Below are 15247 nucleotides of genomic sequence, written 5' to 3'. Positions count from 1 at the left end.
CAACCTCCTTAGAGCTTTGCTTAAGCAAAGCTTACTTAGTTGAATATAAAGTATAAGATTTTATACTTAGCTTCGCTCAACCCTGACAAACGCGCTCGTTCCTGAAGGACGGCGAAGCCGTTTATTCTTGAAAGCCTATATCATTTACCCAAACAAAATTGGGAAAAAATTTGATCAATCAACGAATCGCCAACCGAATCCCCGATAATTTCGCCCAGATGCTCCCAGGCGTTGCGAATATCGATCTGCACCATATCTATAGGAACAAACTGCTCCGTCGCCAAATAAGCTTCTTCCAGCGACTGCTTCGATTTTTTCAATAAAGCGATATGGCGCACGTTGCTCACATAAGTCAGGTCACTTGATTCTACATGACCGCTGAAAAAAATGCTAGCGATAGCTTTTTCCAAGTCCGTAATCCCCTGCTGCTCCAGCAGCGACATGAAGACAATGCGTTCCGCAGGGAAATACGCCTGCAGCTTCTCCTTCTCGATGCGCTGCTCCAAATCCAGCTTATTCACGATCACGATCGTTTGACGATCTTTTAGCTGTTCGATCATGGTCTGCTCATCCGGCGTAAGCGAATCGGCTCCATTGAACACGAGCAAAATCAAATCCGCTTCGGCCAAAGCATTTTTCGATTTCTCCACGCCGATCTGCTCCACCAAATCTGACGTTTCGCGGATGCCGGCGGTATCAAGCAGCTTCAGCGGAATTCCGTTCACATTCACATATTCCTCGATCACATCCCGCGTCGTCCCCGGGATATCCGTCACAATCGCGCGATTTTCCTGTGCCAACGTGTTCAACAGCGAAGACTTGCCGACGTTGGGCTTGCCGATAATCGCCGTAACGATCCCTTCGCGCAATATTTTCCCCTGCCGCGCCGTGTTCAATAATTGCTCGATTCGCTCCATCGCCGCCGAGCATTTCGTTTTAATATAAGCATTCGTCATTTCCTCGACATCATGCTCCGGATAATCGATATTGACCTCGATATGCGCCATCAGCTCTACGAGATCGTGACGCAGCGCCTTGATCTGTTTGGACAGGCTGCCTTCCGACTGCATCATGGCCACCTGATAAGCCCGATCCGACTTCGCCCGGATCAAATCGATCACCGCTTCCGCCTGCGACAAGTCGATACGACCGTTAAGAAACGCCCGTTTCGTAAATTCCCCCGGCTCCGCCAGTCTGACCCCGTGCTCCAGCAGCAGATCGAGCACCTTCTTCACCGAGATGAACCCGCCGTGACAGCTGATCTCTACCACATCTTCCATTGTAAAAGAGCGCGGCGCCCTCATCACCGTTGCCAATACTTCATCCACGCGAATCTGCGTTTGCGGATCTTTGACAAAACCGTAATGGACGGTATGCGTCGCCGCTTCGGCCAGCTTGATTTTACCGAAAAAAACGCGATCGGCCGCCTGGACCGCATCGTCTCCGCTTATGCGAATAACAGCAATTCCTCCCTCGCCCACGGGCGTTGAAATCGCTGCTATCGTGTCGTTTATCATGCATTGCACCTCAATTTCTATGCTAACATATGCCCACAAAGCGGGGCCTTGCTTCGAAGCTGATTCAGATACTTTGCGGGGAGCCCCGAAATTATAAATTCTATTCAACCAAGGATAAACCGCTCCGCCGTCCTTATTGGGCAGGCGCGTTTGTCAAGTTTGTGCATAGCAATGTATACAAACTTATACTTTCTATTCAACTAAAAAATCGCCTGTTATCACTAAAGACAACCGGCACTCCCATCCTTCAAAAGGACGAGTATATTAATTGAAAAAATGCAATGAGTCATAACAATGACATCATTGCACCCAAAAGTTTATCTGTTCACAATAACAATTCTCCGATTCGGCTCCTCGCCCCTGCTGAACGTCCGTACCGTCGGATGCTCCTGGAGCTTGGCATGAATCACCTTGCGCTCCTGCGGCGACATCGGCTCCAAGACGACTTCCTTCTTCGTCCGGATGACCCGTTCCGCCAGCCGCGAAGCCAAATCTTCCAATGTTTTTTTGCGGCGGTCGCGGAAATGCTCGGCATCCAGCACTATCCGGACATGCGAGCTGGAGTAACGGTTGGCAACAATATTGACCAAATATTGAAGCGCATCCAAAGTTTGCCCTCTCCGGCCGATCAGCATGCCCAGCTCCGAGCCGAACAAATGCAGCTCCTGACCGTCTTTTTCCGATTTCTTCTCAATCCGTACTTCCAAGCTCATGGTGCGAAAAACGTCCTGTAAAAAATAAATGGCTTCTTCAACAGCATCAGGCAACAGCTCCAGCTCAACTTTTGCATCCTTAGAACCGATAAGACCGAACAACCCTCGCGAGGGCTGTTCGAGCACTTGAATTTTAACCCGATCCTCCGTGGTATCCCAATGAAGCAGACCGTTTTTCACGGCCTCTTCGATCGTTTTACCCGTAACCACAATTTTTTTCATTTAGACAGGCCACCCTTATTTTGAGGTCCATATATAAAATAAGACTGCACAATTGTGAAGAGGTTACTATACACCCAGTAAAGCGGAAGCGCCGAAGCAAAGTTCATCGCCATGACAAAGATCAATACCGGGAAAATAAACATCAGATTTCTCATTTGCGGCGCCATTTGCGACGACATCATCTTTTGCTGGAAATACGTTGTTAATGCGGCCAGCAGCGGTAAAATATAATATGGGTCCTTCGTACCGAGCTGCATCCATAGGAAGGAATGCTCCGCAATGTTATGATTGCGCATAATCGCGTTATACAATGCTATCAGAATCGGCATCTGCACGATCAATGGAAAACAACCGGCCAACGGATTGACGCCGTTCGACTGGAACAGTTTCATCGTTTCCTCTTGCTGCTTTTTCGGGTCGTCCTTATATTTATCTTTCAGCTTCTTGATTTCCGGCTGAAGCTCCTGCATCCGCTTGGAACTCTTATACTGCTTTAAAGTCAAAGGCAAGATGATAAAACGAATGATCAGCGTAACGACCAGGATGGACAAACCGTATTGTCCCCAAAGCAAATCTGCGAACCAGTCGAGAACATCAGCCAAAGGACCAACAAAATACTTGTCCCATACCCCGTTGTTAGGATCGATCTTGGATGTAGCCGGGGTACATCCCGCAAGCAGTAGAAAAGTGAACAGAAGCGGCAAATATTTAGCTAGTCGACGGGTCAAAATGAAATCCTCCTAATTTATCTTTTCCAATAATAAACTATACCATATCTTGTACAAAAAAAGAAATGGAACCGCTTATTTTCGATCCAAAAGAGAAGCCCTCTTCAATACGTGAAAAATGCTTTTTTCCATATCGGCATAGGCCATTCCGACAACCGGCTTGCGCCCGATCAGAATCAGATCGTATCCGCCCGGCAAACGTTCAGCGTTCAGCCGGATAATTTCCTTAATCATGCGCCGGATCCGGTTGCGCACTACCGCGTTTCCGAGCTTTTTGCTGACCGAGATTCCCAACCGGAACCCGGGCTGCCGACGCGCATAAAAATATAGAACAAACTGGTGGTTCGCCACCGATCTGCCCCCGCGGTATACTTTGTCGAAATATTCTCTTTTCGTCAATCGGTTTTTCTTTTCCACAAGCCACTCTCTCCATATCCCGTTCCATAAAGGCAAAACATTACTATCGTGCTCAAAAAACAGCTTTTTAAAACCCCGTTCGCATTCGTACCGCGTCTTGGGCGCGGCTGATTCCGTATACAACCCAGAATAAACGGCTCCGCCGTCCTTAAAGGACGAGCGCGTTTGTCAAGGTTGTGCAAGGCAAAGTATAAAAACTATACTTTCTATACAACAAAAAAGACCACCTTGTTAGTGGCCTCTTGTATTAAGCGCTCAATACTTTTCTTCCTTTTTGACGACGAGCAGCAAGTACTTTGCGGCCGTTCTTCGAACTCATTCTTTTACGGAAGCCGTGTACTTTTTTACGCTTTCTAACGTTCGGTTTAAACGTAGGACCCATCTATATTGCACCTCCTTGAGGAAAATCCATTCCCAAAAATACCTCTTAACATTAAACCACCTTCCAGTCCAAAAGTCAACTTTCCACCCTTGACTAAATTTTCTTTATAAAGTGAAAAAAATGTTTGTCGAAATTGGTAAATCTATGCACCTGTGTATAAAAAATCGTCGAAAAACTAGGTTTTTGTCGAAATAATAACAAAATATTAACAATATCTTGTGCTGTGTATAACCGTCACCCACTATTTGTAGAGCATGTGGATAAATGCTAACATTCCATTGATTATCCGCATATATTTTGATATCATAGTTATGCTCATCCTGTGGATAGAGTCAATTCGTCCACAATATTATCAACAGGCTGTGGATATCTTTGTGAACAATTTACACCCCCAGTCGAATAACATTTCCCGTCCATATCTTAATATTGTGGATATAATCCGACAACACCCGCTTTATTTCAACATTTTCAATGGCTTACGCCACATTGCTTATTTTTCAAAGGAGTGAATACATTGTGGAGAGCCATCCTAACGAGCAGTGGCAGCAAGTTCTTTCCATTATTCAAACAAGGCTGAGTAAACCGAGCTACGAAACCTGGTTTACATCCACAAGGGCCGTTATATTCAATGACGCCAAGGTCGTCATCTGCGCTCCCAACAACTTTGCCCGCGAATGGCTGGAAAACCGCTATACGAAGCTGATCATGGATACGATCCTCGACTATACGGGGAAGCCGGCCGAAGTCAAGTTTGTGATCGAATCGGATGAAGACAAGACTGCGGTCGCATCCTCTGCCCCCCCGAATCCTGTGAAGGCTCCGCCCGTCGTTCCCGAAGAAACGTACAGTCATATGATGAACTCCAAATACACATTTGATACGTTTGTCATCGGTTCCGGGAACCGGTTTGCCCATGCCGCTTCGCTTGCCGTGGCGGAAGCGCCGGCGAAAGCGTACAATCCGCTGTTTTTATACGGAGGCGTAGGACTTGGCAAAACGCATTTGATGCACGCCATCGGCCATTATGTGCTGGAGCATAATCCGAGCGCCAGAGTGCTGTACATTTCGTCGGAGAAATTCACCAACGAGTTTATTAACGCCATCCGCGACAACCGCGGCGAAAGCTTTCGCAACAAGTACCGCAACATCGACGTGCTGCTTATTGACGATATTCAATTTTTGGCCGGAAAAGAACAGACGCAGGAAGAATTTTTCCATACGTTCAACGCGTTGCATGAAGAACGCAAGCAAATCATTATTTCAAGCGATCGGCCGCCCAAAGAGATTCCTACCTTGGAGGAACGTCTGCGCTCCCGCTTTGAATGGGGCCTGATCACCGATATTCAGCCGCCGGATCTCGAAACCCGGATTGCGATTTTGCGCAAGAAGGCAAAGGCCGAGAACCTCGAAGTGCCGAATGAAGCCATGGTTTACATAGCCAATCAGATCGATACGAACATTCGTGAATTGGAAGGGGCTCTCATTCGCGTTGTCGCCTATTCCTCGCTGGTCAATCAGGATATCACGTCGCACCTGGCTGCAGAGGCATTGAAAGACATTATCCCGAGCAGCCGTCCGAAGGTCATCACGATCCAGGACATCCAGCAAAAGGTCGGCGAGTTTTACGGCTTGAAGCTGGAAGACTTTAAAGCACGCAAACGTACCAAAATGGTCGCTTATCCGCGCCAAATCGCGATGTATATCGCCCGTGAAATGACCGACTTCTCGCTTCCCAAAATTGGCGAAGCATTCGGCGGCCGCGACCATACGACGGTAATTCACGCTCATGAGAAAATTTCAACCGCGCTGAAGCAGGATCAGGAGCTGTACAAAATCATTCAAAACTTGATGGAAAAAGTAAAGCATATTACGATGTAAGTCAATCTGAATAACTTTAAGCCTATGCACAAACTGTTAACATGTGGATAGGCTTTCGTTTTGTAGCTTTCGTCCACATATCCACATATCCACCGCCCCTACTACTATTACTAATAAAAAAAGAGTATTATTAAAGGGTATATGGACATCTCCCCATTTTTCAAATCATAGGAGTGACAATATGAAATTAACGATTTTGAAGGAATATTTGAATGATTCCATTCAGCATGTATCCAAAGCGATTTCAAATAAAACGACGATTCCCATTTTGAGCGGGATTAAAATAGATGCGGACGCAAACGGCATGACGCTGACGGCCAGCGATACCGACATATCGATTCAAAGCTTTATTCCAACCGAGCTTAACGAGCTGAGCATTATTGAATTGCAACGAAAAGGCAGCGTCGTGCTGTCTTCGAAATTTTTCGTTGAAATTGTCCGCAAGCTGCCTGCTTCCCAGGTTGAAATTGAAGTAAACGACCATTTTCAGACGACCATCCGCAGCGGCTCCTCTGAAATTCAACTGGTCGGCCTGGATCCGGAGGAATACCCGACCTTGCCGAGCATTGAGGAAAACCGCAGAATCCAGCTGCCGAGCGACCTGTTGAAAACGATGATCAAGCAAACCTCGTTCGCCGTATCGACCAATGAATCCACACCCATTTTGACCGGTGTCTTATGGAGTGCGCAAAACGGCAAGCTGAAATTGACAGGCTGCGACCGGCACAGGCTGGCAAGCCGTGAAACGCAAATTGACGTCGATCCCGATTTTCAGTTAAGCAATGTATCGATTTCGGGTAGAACGTTGAACGAGCTTTCCAAAATATTGCCGGACCAAAATACGCTGATCGACGTCATTTTTGCCGAAAATCAGGTGCTGTTTCAGCTCAGCTCAATCTTGTTCTACACGCGCATCCTGGATGGAACGTACCCGGATACGTCCAAATTGATTCCGCAATCGTATCAAACCGAGCTTGTCATTCATGCGCAGCAGCTGGCCAATGCAATCGACCGGGCTTACCTGCTGTCCAGGGAGGAAAAAACCAACATCGTCAAGCTGATCATGCGAGAGGATCAAACGATCGAGATTTCATCAAGCTCCTCCGAGCTGGGCAAAGTGACCGAGCAATTGGACGTCAACAGCCTGACCGGCGAGCTGCTGCGCATCTCATTCAACTCCAAATATATGCTCGATGCGCTGAAGGTTATCGATAGCGAGTTGATCCATATAGGATTCACCGGCGCCATGCAGCCGATCATTATTCGTCCGGAGGAATCGAACAATTTGCTGCAGCTGATTCTTCCGTATCGGACAACCAACTAATAACGGATAAGCAGGCGCTGCCGCTTATCCACATGTGAATAAATGGACAAGGAGCCGGATACGTTGATGAAAACAGTAACCATTCACACGGACTATATAACGCTCGGTCAATTTCTGAAATTGGCCGATTGTATATCCACCGGCGGACAAGCCAAATCATTTTTACAGGAAACGGAAATTTATGTGAACGGGGAGCCGGAAAATCGGCGGGGCAAGAAGCTTGTCCATCATGATCGGGTCAGTGTAAAAGGCTGCGGGGAATTTCAAGTCGTACGCAGCTGATGCTTTCGAAGCGGCTTTGCATACTCAGAGCCTGTAGGAGGAACCGTTTTGCAATTGAAAAAGCTGTCTTTACAGCATTATCGCAACTACGATGAGGTTTATTTTGAAACCGGGCATATGGTCAATATTATTGTCGGTCCGAATGCGCAAGGGAAAACGAACCTGCTGGAGGCGATCTTTGTACTCGCCCTGACCAAGTCGCACCGTACGCACCAAGACAAGGAACTGATCCAATGGAACGCCCCCCATACGCTGCTGCACGGTGAAGTGGACAAACGGTATGGCGCTTGCCAGCTCGACCTGACCATTGCGCAGCAGGGCAAAAAAGCGAAAATAAACGGCTTGGAGCAGCGGAAGCTGAGCAATTTTATCGGCTCGTTGAATGTGGTTATGTTTGCCCCGGAAGATTTGGAGATTGTGAAAGGCTCCCCCTCCGTCCGCCGCCGGTTTTTGGATATGGAAATCGGGCAGGTGCATCCGTCGTATTTATACGATTTGTCTCAATACCAGAAGATTTTGGCGCAGCGGAACAATTATTTGAAGCAGCTTTTTGCCGCGAACGACTCCAAGGCCGCCCTTTTGGACGTATGGAATGAACAATTGGCACAGTTTGGTATTAAAATCATTAAAAAACGTCAAAACTTTATAAAGAAGCTGCAAGTATGGGCCGAAAAGATTCATTCGGGAATTACGGGCGGCAAGGAACAGATTGAAATTCAGTACGCCTGCTCGTTCGACTCCGCGGCCGTAGAAGATGAACCTGTTTTATTTGACCAATTTATGATAAAGTTATCACAGGTGAAAGATCAGGAGCTTCGGCGCGGGGTGTCGATGGTCGGACCGCATCGGGATGATTTGTTGTTTTTTATAAACGGTAAAGAAGTGCAGACGTTCGGCTCGCAAGGACAGCAGCGGACAACTGCGCTCTCTTTGAAGCTGGCGGAAATTGAGCTGATCCGCGAGGAAGTCGGCGAATATCCGATTCTATTACTGGATGATGTGCTGTCGGAGCTGGACCGTTTCCGCCAAACGCAGCTGATCGAGACGTTTCAAAACAGAGTGCAAACGTTCATAACGACGACCGGAATTGAAAGCATAGATGTAACAAAGCTTGAAGACGCTTCAGTCATTCATGTGCGGAATGGAAAATTAACGTAACGTGTGACGTTATAAGGAGATGGCCAACGATGTTCATCCATTTAGGCGGAGAAAAAATTATTCGCGCATCCGAGCTTGTTGCCATATTTGACTTATCTATCGAAAAATCTTCGAAAATATCAAAGCAATTTATTAGCTACGCCAACAAGGAAAAAAAGGTTGAAGTGATTGGAGAGGAAGAGAGCAAGTCGCTTGTTGTCACACAGTCTAAGGTGTACTATTCTCCGATATCGTCCATGACCTTAAAGAAACGGGCTCATCAATTGTTAACGAACTAGATCTTACCTTGGAAAAGTGGGTGTCAACATGTCTGTGAATCAAAATACGTATGATGAAAATCAGATTCAGGTGCTCGAAGGTCTCGAAGCCGTCCGAAAACGTCCGGGGATGTATATCGGATCAACCAGCGGCAGAGGCCTTCATCACCTTGTCTGGGAAGTCGTCGATAACAGTATTGACGAGGCTTTGGCCGGCGTTTGCACCAAAATTGAAGTCATCGTTCATCGCGATAACAGCATTACGGTTATAGATAACGGACGCGGAATTCCAGTCGGCGAGCATCCGAAGCTGAAGCGCTCCACGCTGGAGGTCGTATTGACAGTGCTGCATGCCGGCGGTAAATTCGGGGGCGACGACTCGGGCTATAAAGTATCGGGCGGCCTGCACGGTGTCGGTGTATCCGTCGTTAACGCTTTATCCAAGCGGTTGGTCGTCGAGGTTAAGCGTGACGGCAAGGTGCATCAGCAGGAATTCCAGCGCGGTGTGCCGCAGCATGACCTCAAAATATTGGACGACACCGATGAAACCGGAACGAAAACGACATTTTGGCCGGATGAAGAAATTTTCACCGAGACCACGGAATTTGATTATGATACGCTGCAATCCCGGATTCGGGAGCTTGCGTTTCTCAATAAAGGCATTGAAATTGTGCTGACCGACGAACGGAACGATGTGTCCCATTCCTTCATGTACGAGGGGGGTATTGTTTCCTTTGTCGAGTTTTTGAACCGCAACCGCGAGACCGTTCACGAACCGATCTATACGGAAGGCTCGAAAGATTTTATTCAGGTTGAAATCGCTCTGCAGTATAACGACGGTTACTCGGAAAGCATCTATTCGTTTGCCAACAACATTAATACGCATGAGGGCGGAACACATGAATCCGGATTTAAAAGCGCGCTGACGCGGATTATGAACGATTATGCTCGGAAGCATAACGTGCTCAAGGAAAGCGACGCCAATCTATCCGGCGATGATGTGCGCGAAGGCTTGATTGCGATCATCTCTGTCAAAATACCGGAGCCGCAGTTTGAGGGACAGACGAAGACGAAGCTTGGAAACAGCGAGGTCCGCGGTATTGTCGAATCGTTATTTTCGGAAAAATTGATGGAGTTTCTCGACGAGAACCCGTCCGTGGCGAAAAAAATTATCGAGAAGGGCGTTCAGGCTGCCCGTGCCAGAGAAGCGGCGCGTAAGGCGCGCGAGCTGACCCGGCGCAAAAGCGCATTGGAAGTCAGCGCCCTTCCCGGCAAGCTTGCCGACTGCTCCTCGAAGGATGCCTCGATCAGCGAAGTTTACATCGTTGAAGGCGATTCTGCAGGCGGTTCGGCCAAACAGGGGCGTGACCGTCATTTCCAGGCGATTTTGCCGATCCGCGGTAAAATTTTGAACGTAGAGAAGGCGCGGCTCGATAAAATTTTGTCCAGCGCCGAAATTCGGGCGATCATTACGGCATTAGGCACGGGAATCAGCGACGATTTTGACATTACGAAAGCCCGTTATCACAAAATTATTATTATGACGGATGCAGACGTAGACGGTGCCCATATCCGCACGCTGCTGCTGACGTTCTTTTACAGATATATGCGCAAGCTGGTCGAGGTCGGCTATATTTATATCGCCCAGCCGCCGCTGTATAAACTCGAGCGCAATAAGGTTATCCGCTATGCGTATAACGAAAAGCAGCGCGACGCGATCATTCAGGAATTTGGCGAAGGCACCAAAGTCAACGTACAGCGCTATAAAGGTCTCGGCGAGATGAACCCGGGCCAATTGTGGGAAACGACGATGGATCCGGAGAGCCGCACGCTGCTGCAGGTGAGCATTCAGGATGCGATCGATGCGGATACGCTGTTCGATACGTTGATGGGCGAAAATGTGGAGCCGCGCAGAGATTTTATTCAGCAGCACGCCAAATACGTGAAAAACTTGGATATTTAATTTCCCGGCTTGGCTTATATACGGGAATAGCACGGAAATCGGAAAGTGTGACGAGCCCATTGTTGGCCATGCACGCTTTCCCGATATAGCACGCAGCACATGGTTATGAAGTCAACTTTCCGCAGGAAAGTTTTAGGAGGTCAACAATGTCGGAAGAACAGCAGCGCTCACAAATTATAGATATCGATATCAGCTCCGAGATGCGCACTTCCTTTATGGACTATGCGATGAGTATTATCGTCAGCCGCGCTCTGCCTGATGTCAGAGATGGACTGAAGCCCGTACACCGTCGTATTCTGTACGCGATGTCCGAGCTCGGCATGGCCCCGGACAAGCCCCATAAGAAGTCGGCCAGAATCGTCGGCGAAGTTATAGGCAAATACCATCCGCACGGCGACTCGGCCGTTTATGAGACGATGGTGCGGATGGCGCAGGATTTTTCGCTCCGGTACATGCTCGTTGACGGGCACGGCAACTTCGGTTCCATCGACGGCGATATGGCTGCGGCCATGCGGTATACCGAGGCGCGTTTATCGAAGATCGCTATGGAACTATTACGCGATATCAACAAAGAAACGATCGATTTTGTTCCCAACTATGACGGTGAAGAGCAGGAGCCGGCCGTACTTCCGGCCCGTTTTCCGAACCTGCTGGTAAACGGCAGCTCGGGAATCGCGGTCGGTATGGCGACGAACATTCCTCCGCATAACTTGACCGAGGTTATAAACGGCGTGCAGCAGCTGATTGAAAATCCGGATATCACGTCGATGGACTTAATGCAGTCGATCAAAGGTCCGGATTTCCCGACCGCCGGTTTTATTATGGGCCGTGAAGGGATTAAACAAGCCTATAACACGGGCCGCGGCTCCGTCACGATGAGAGCGAGAACGACGATTGAGGAAAACAACAACAAAGCGCGAATCCTGGTTCACGAGCTCCCTTATCAGGTCAACAAAGCCCGTCTTATCGAAAAAATCGCAGAGCTTGTACGCGACAAAAAAATTGACGGTATCACCGATTTGCGGGACGAATCCGACCGCAACGGCATGCGTATCGTAATTGAGCTGCGCCGCGACGTCAACCCTAACGTGGTGCTGAACAATTTGTTCAAGCATACGGCCCTGCAGTCGAACTTCGGGATCATCATGCTCGCATTGGTTAATGGCGAACCGAAGGTCATGAACCTGAAGGATATGCTCTATCATTACTTGGAGCATCAAAAGGTCGTAATCCGCAGACGGACCGAATACGAGCTGCGCAAGGCGGAAGCCCGGGCTCACATTCTCGAAGGCTTGCGGATCGCGCTGGATCATTTGGACGAGGTTATCGCCTTGATCCGCGCTTCGCGGACAACGGAAGAAGCGCGCGAAGGCTTAATGAATCAGTTTTCATTAAGCCATGACCAGGCGCAGGCGATTTTGGACATGCGTCTGCAGCGGTTAACCGGCTTGGAACGCGAAAAGATCGAGCTGGAATATGCCGAGCTGATGAAGAAGATCGCTGAATATAAAGCGATTCTGGCCGATGAAAAGCTGGTACTGGCTATTATCAGCGAGGAATTGAACGAAATTAAGGAAAAATTCGGCGATGAGCGCCGTTCGGAAATTACGATTGGCGAGGAAAGCATTGAAGATGAGGATTTGATTCCTCAAGAGGACGTTATCATTACGATCACGCATACCGGATATGTGAAGAGATTGCCGGTTACGACGTACCGCAGCCAAAAGCGCGGAGGCAAAGGCGTCATCGGAATGGATACGAAGGATAATGATTTTGTTGAACACTTGTTTGTGACCAACACGCATCATTACCTGCTCTTCTTTACGAACAAAGGTAAAGTGTACCGGCTTAAAGCTTATGAAATCCCGGATCTCAGCCGTACGGCACGCGGAACACCGATCATCAACCTGATCCAGATTGAGCAGGGCGAAACGATCAATGCGGTCATTCCGGTGGAAGGCTTTGAATCCGACAAGCAGCTGTTCTTTGCCACCAAAAACGGCTTGGTCAAAAAGACGCCGCTGGATGATTACGGCAATATCCGTAAGGGCGGATTGATTGCGATCACGCTGCGTGAGGACGATGATTTGATCGGCGTCAAGCTGACGGATGGCAACCAAACGATCATTATGGGGACGAAGCAAGGAATTTCGATTCATTTTCCGGAAAAAGAGGTGCGTTCCATGGGACGCTCCGCGACGGGAGTGAAAGGGATCAACATCGGCGAGGATGATGCGGTTATCGATATGGACGTTGTCCGGGAGGACAGCAGCGTATTGATTGTAACCTCCAAAGGCTTCGGCAAACGGACTCCTGTATCCGAATACCGGCTTCAATCGCGCGGCGGCAAAGGCATCAAAACATTAAATGTCACGCCTAAGAATGGGCCTGTAGTAGGATTGAAAATCGTCAGCGATGATGAAGATCTGATGATCATTACAGGGCTCGGTACCATCATTCGGACCAGTATGTCCGGCATTTCCATGATGGGCCGCTATACGCAAGGGGTTAAATTAATTAACATCCGCGATGAGGATGAAGTGGCAACCGTAGCCAGAGTAGAGAAAAACGAGGAATCGGCTGACGAGATGGATGGGGACGAAGCACCCGAATCCGGAGATAGCGAACAATAAATAGGACTTTTTTCACAGAAGGACGAGAATGGGGGTTACATCCCCATTCTTTTTCGTTTAGAATAAAGATGTGAAAAGAACGAAAGTAAGGTGAGGAACCATGGCGACCGTTTCCGTTTCCCAATTAAAGGCGGGCGAGAAAATTATAGAAAACGTGCAGACCAAGCGCGGCAATGTGTTGTTTATGAAAGGCCGTATTGTTTTGGAAAAAGATATTGAAATTTTGAAAGCTTTTCTCATTCCTACGGTTATCATCGAATCCAAATCGAACGATTCTTCTGAGCAATCGGACGAGCCGATAGCGGACGAGCCGGTTAACAGCATTCTCCCCTTTTTCGAACAATATACCAAAATGCTGAATTTGCTCAGAAAAGTATTTATATCGGTTGGCGGTAGCAACTTTCCTATTCTGGAAGTCAGGACCCAGTTGGAAGCTTTGATCAGGTACATCGACCAATATCAAATTTTAACCTTCAGTCCGAAATCGTATCAGCTTAGCGACTTTCTGCTTCATAACAGCATCATGGTCAGCCTGACATCTTATAAGCTGGCGCTGTGGCAAGGGCTTCCGACGAAGGATTTAATGCCGGTTGCGCTCAGCGGACTTTTGCATGATATCGGCAACGCCAAAGTCGACGCGGCCATATTACATAAGCCCAAGAAGCTGACACCCGATGAATTGGAAGAAATCAAGCAGCATACGGTAATAGGGTACAATCTCTTGAAAAATGTCGCCGCTATTAACGAGGGCGTTAAATTGTCGGCCTTGCAGCATCATGAACGGGAAGACGGCTCGGGATATCCGCTCGGCATTAAAGGGGATCAAATTCATCTCTATTCCAAAATTGTTGCAATTGCCGATATGTTCCATGCTATGACCTCGGATCGTTACCATAAAAAGGCGGCCTCGCCTTACCTGGTGCTGGATCAGCTATTCACGGAATCGTTCGGCAAATTGGACCCGCATATGGTACAAACGTTTATTCATAAGGTCACCGAGTTCCATAATGGCGTCTTGGTCAAGCTTAGCGATGGAAAAATCGGCGAAATTGTGTTTTCGGATCGCGCCAATCCGACCCGGCCATGGGTCAATGTGAACGGGCAAATTATCAATTTAACGATGCAGCGCAACCTATATATTCAGGACGTTATACAAAAATAGCCGGTTTATATTTTTATGCTTGACTCGACTAGAGGGATATGATAAATTAATCTTCGCTGCTTTTGCAGTGGAGTTTTTTATTTGAATGGGAAGTATATAATGTTTATACTTGGCTTCGCACAACCTTGATAAATGCGCCCGTTCCCTAAGGACGGTGAAGCTCTTTATCCCGGCTTGGTGGAAGTACATATGGAATAAAAAAACTCTTGCAAAGTGGTAGGCAGATGTGATATATTATAAAAGTCGCCGCTAAACAGGGTGACATAAAATGACAAGGGTGAATATCCGTTTAAGATTTGGCTTTGTCATCGATTGCCCTTTGAAAACTGAACAACGAGTGAGTGTTAAAAATAGAGAATGCAAATTCTCGCTAGCATTACTTTTGAGCTTAAGACAAGCTTTTTTACATCCCCTCAGTAATGTGGGGCCCCCGAAAAGTAATCGGAATTCTCTACGGAGGTTCCGCTTCACTTTTTGGGGTATCGTGGAGAGTTTGATCCTGGCTCAGGACGAACGCTGGCGGCGTGCCTAATACATGCAAGTCGAGCGGACTGTTCCTTCGGGGACAGTTAGCGGCGGACGGGTGAGTAACACGTAGGCAACCTGCCTGT

At 47.9% G+C, this 15247-nt stretch carries 13 protein-coding genes and 1 rRNA gene; 9 read left to right on the top strand and 5 right to left on the bottom strand.

Going from position 1 to position 15247, the window contains the following annotated elements:
* Nucleotides 1–140 precede the first annotated feature (140 nt).
* The 5 genes from mnmE to rpmH form a co-directional block, all read right to left on the bottom strand.
* Nucleotides 141–1517, bottom strand: coding sequence for a tRNA uridine-5-carboxymethylaminomethyl(34) synthesis GTPase MnmE (mnmE, locus tag E1757_RS23300; protein WP_133232638.1), 1377 nt, complete (start codon nt 1515–1517; stop codon nt 141–143).
* A gap of 317 nt (nt 1518–1834) precedes the next feature.
* Nucleotides 1835–2452, bottom strand: coding sequence for an RNA-binding cell elongation regulator Jag/EloR (jag, locus tag E1757_RS23295; protein WP_133232636.1), 618 nt, complete (start codon nt 2450–2452; stop codon nt 1835–1837).
* Entirely contained in the window at nt 2449–3180 is a 732-nt protein-coding gene (yidC, locus tag E1757_RS23290; RefSeq protein WP_133232634.1) for a membrane protein insertase YidC, read from the bottom strand. The genes jag and yidC overlap by 4 nt, the downstream gene beginning before the upstream one ends.
* Before the next feature lie 75 nt (nt 3181–3255).
* Nucleotides 3256–3597 carry a ribonuclease P protein component gene (rnpA, locus tag E1757_RS23285; protein ID WP_133232632.1) on the bottom strand — a complete coding sequence of 114 codons (342 nt, stop codon included), beginning with the start codon at nt 3595–3597 and terminating at the stop codon, nt 3256–3258.
* A 247-nt stretch (nt 3598–3844) separates the two neighbouring features.
* The gene (gene rpmH / locus E1757_RS23280; protein WP_133232630.1) at nt 3845–3979 is read right to left on the bottom strand and encodes a 50S ribosomal protein L34; all 135 of its coding nucleotides are present in this window, start codon (nt 3977–3979) and stop codon (nt 3845–3847) included.
* Nucleotides 3980–4495: 516 nt separating this feature from the next.
* Here rpmH and dnaA point away from each other — a divergent pair.
* From dnaA to E1757_RS23235, 9 genes are all read left to right on the top strand, one after another.
* A complete protein-coding gene (gene dnaA / locus E1757_RS23275) occupies nt 4496–5857 on the top strand; it encodes a chromosomal replication initiator protein DnaA (RefSeq protein ID WP_133232628.1) in 1362 nt (453 codons plus the stop codon).
* 181 nt (nt 5858–6038) lie between these two features.
* Nucleotides 6039–7181 carry a DNA polymerase III subunit beta gene (dnaN, locus tag E1757_RS23270; protein ID WP_133232626.1) on the top strand — a complete coding sequence of 381 codons (1143 nt, stop codon included), beginning with the start codon at nt 6039–6041 and terminating at the stop codon, nt 7179–7181.
* Nucleotides 7182–7247: 66 nt separating this feature from the next.
* A complete protein-coding gene (yaaA, locus tag E1757_RS23265; RefSeq protein WP_133232997.1) occupies nt 7248–7463 on the top strand; it encodes a S4 domain-containing protein YaaA in 216 nt (71 codons plus the stop codon).
* Between the two features lie 48 nt (nt 7464–7511).
* The gene (recF, locus tag E1757_RS23260; protein WP_133232624.1) at nt 7512–8621 is read left to right on the top strand and encodes a DNA replication/repair protein RecF; all 1110 of its coding nucleotides are present in this window, start codon (nt 7512–7514) and stop codon (nt 8619–8621) included.
* Nucleotides 8622–8650: 29 nt separating this feature from the next.
* Nucleotides 8651–8899: an extracellular matrix regulator RemB gene (remB, locus tag E1757_RS23255; RefSeq protein ID WP_133232622.1), complete on the top strand. Its 249-nt coding sequence runs from the start codon at nt 8651–8653 to the stop codon at nt 8897–8899.
* Between the two features lie 28 nt (nt 8900–8927).
* Nucleotides 8928–10841 carry a DNA topoisomerase (ATP-hydrolyzing) subunit B gene (gene gyrB, locus E1757_RS23250; RefSeq protein ID WP_133232620.1) on the top strand — a complete coding sequence of 638 codons (1914 nt, stop codon included), beginning with the start codon at nt 8928–8930 and terminating at the stop codon, nt 10839–10841.
* 146 nt (nt 10842–10987) lie between these two features.
* Nucleotides 10988–13474, top strand: coding sequence for a DNA gyrase subunit A (gyrA, locus tag E1757_RS23245; protein ID WP_133232618.1), 2487 nt, complete (start codon nt 10988–10990; stop codon nt 13472–13474).
* Nucleotides 13475–13574: 100 nt separating this feature from the next.
* On the top strand, nt 13575–14636 hold the full coding sequence (locus E1757_RS23240) for an HD-GYP domain-containing protein (protein ID WP_133232616.1): 1062 nt from the start codon (nt 13575–13577) through the stop codon (nt 14634–14636).
* 481 nt (nt 14637–15117) lie between these two features.
* Nucleotides 15118–15247: ribosomal RNA gene (locus E1757_RS23235) — 16S ribosomal RNA — on the top strand; the annotation flags it as partial.

The sequence above is a fragment of the Paenibacillus piri genome, from assembly GCF_004354045.1.
GTDB classification, from domain to species: Bacteria; Bacillota; Bacilli; order Paenibacillales; family NBRC-103111; genus Paenibacillus_S; species Paenibacillus_S piri.
This window is presented reverse-complemented; position numbering and strand designations above follow the sequence as displayed.

What these genes read in the sequence shown, in the direction of transcription:
- remB (WP_133232622.1), top strand. Translation starts at nt 8,651, where the DNA reads ATGTTCATCCATTTAGGCGGAGAAAAAATTATTCGCGCATCCGAGCTT.
- jag (WP_133232636.1), bottom strand. Translation starts at nt 2,452, where the DNA reads ATGAAAAAAATTGTGGTTACGGGTAAAACGATCGAAGAGGCCGTGAAA.
- E1757_RS23240 (WP_133232616.1), top strand. Translation starts at nt 13,575, where the DNA reads ATGGCGACCGTTTCCGTTTCCCAATTAAAGGCGGGCGAGAAAATTATA.
- gyrA (WP_133232618.1), top strand. Translation starts at nt 10,988, where the DNA reads ATGTCGGAAGAACAGCAGCGCTCACAAATTATAGATATCGATATCAGC.
- yaaA (WP_133232997.1), top strand. Translation starts at nt 7,248, where the DNA reads ATGAAAACAGTAACCATTCACACGGACTATATAACGCTCGGTCAATTT.
- rpmH (WP_133232630.1), bottom strand. Translation starts at nt 3,979, where the DNA reads ATGGGTCCTACGTTTAAACCGAACGTTAGAAAGCGTAAAAAAGTACAC.
- dnaN (WP_133232626.1), top strand. Translation starts at nt 6,039, where the DNA reads ATGAAATTAACGATTTTGAAGGAATATTTGAATGATTCCATTCAGCAT.
- gyrB (WP_133232620.1), top strand. Translation starts at nt 8,928, where the DNA reads ATGTCTGTGAATCAAAATACGTATGATGAAAATCAGATTCAGGTGCTC.
- mnmE (WP_133232638.1), bottom strand. Translation starts at nt 1,517, where the DNA reads ATGATAAACGACACGATAGCAGCGATTTCAACGCCCGTGGGCGAGGGA.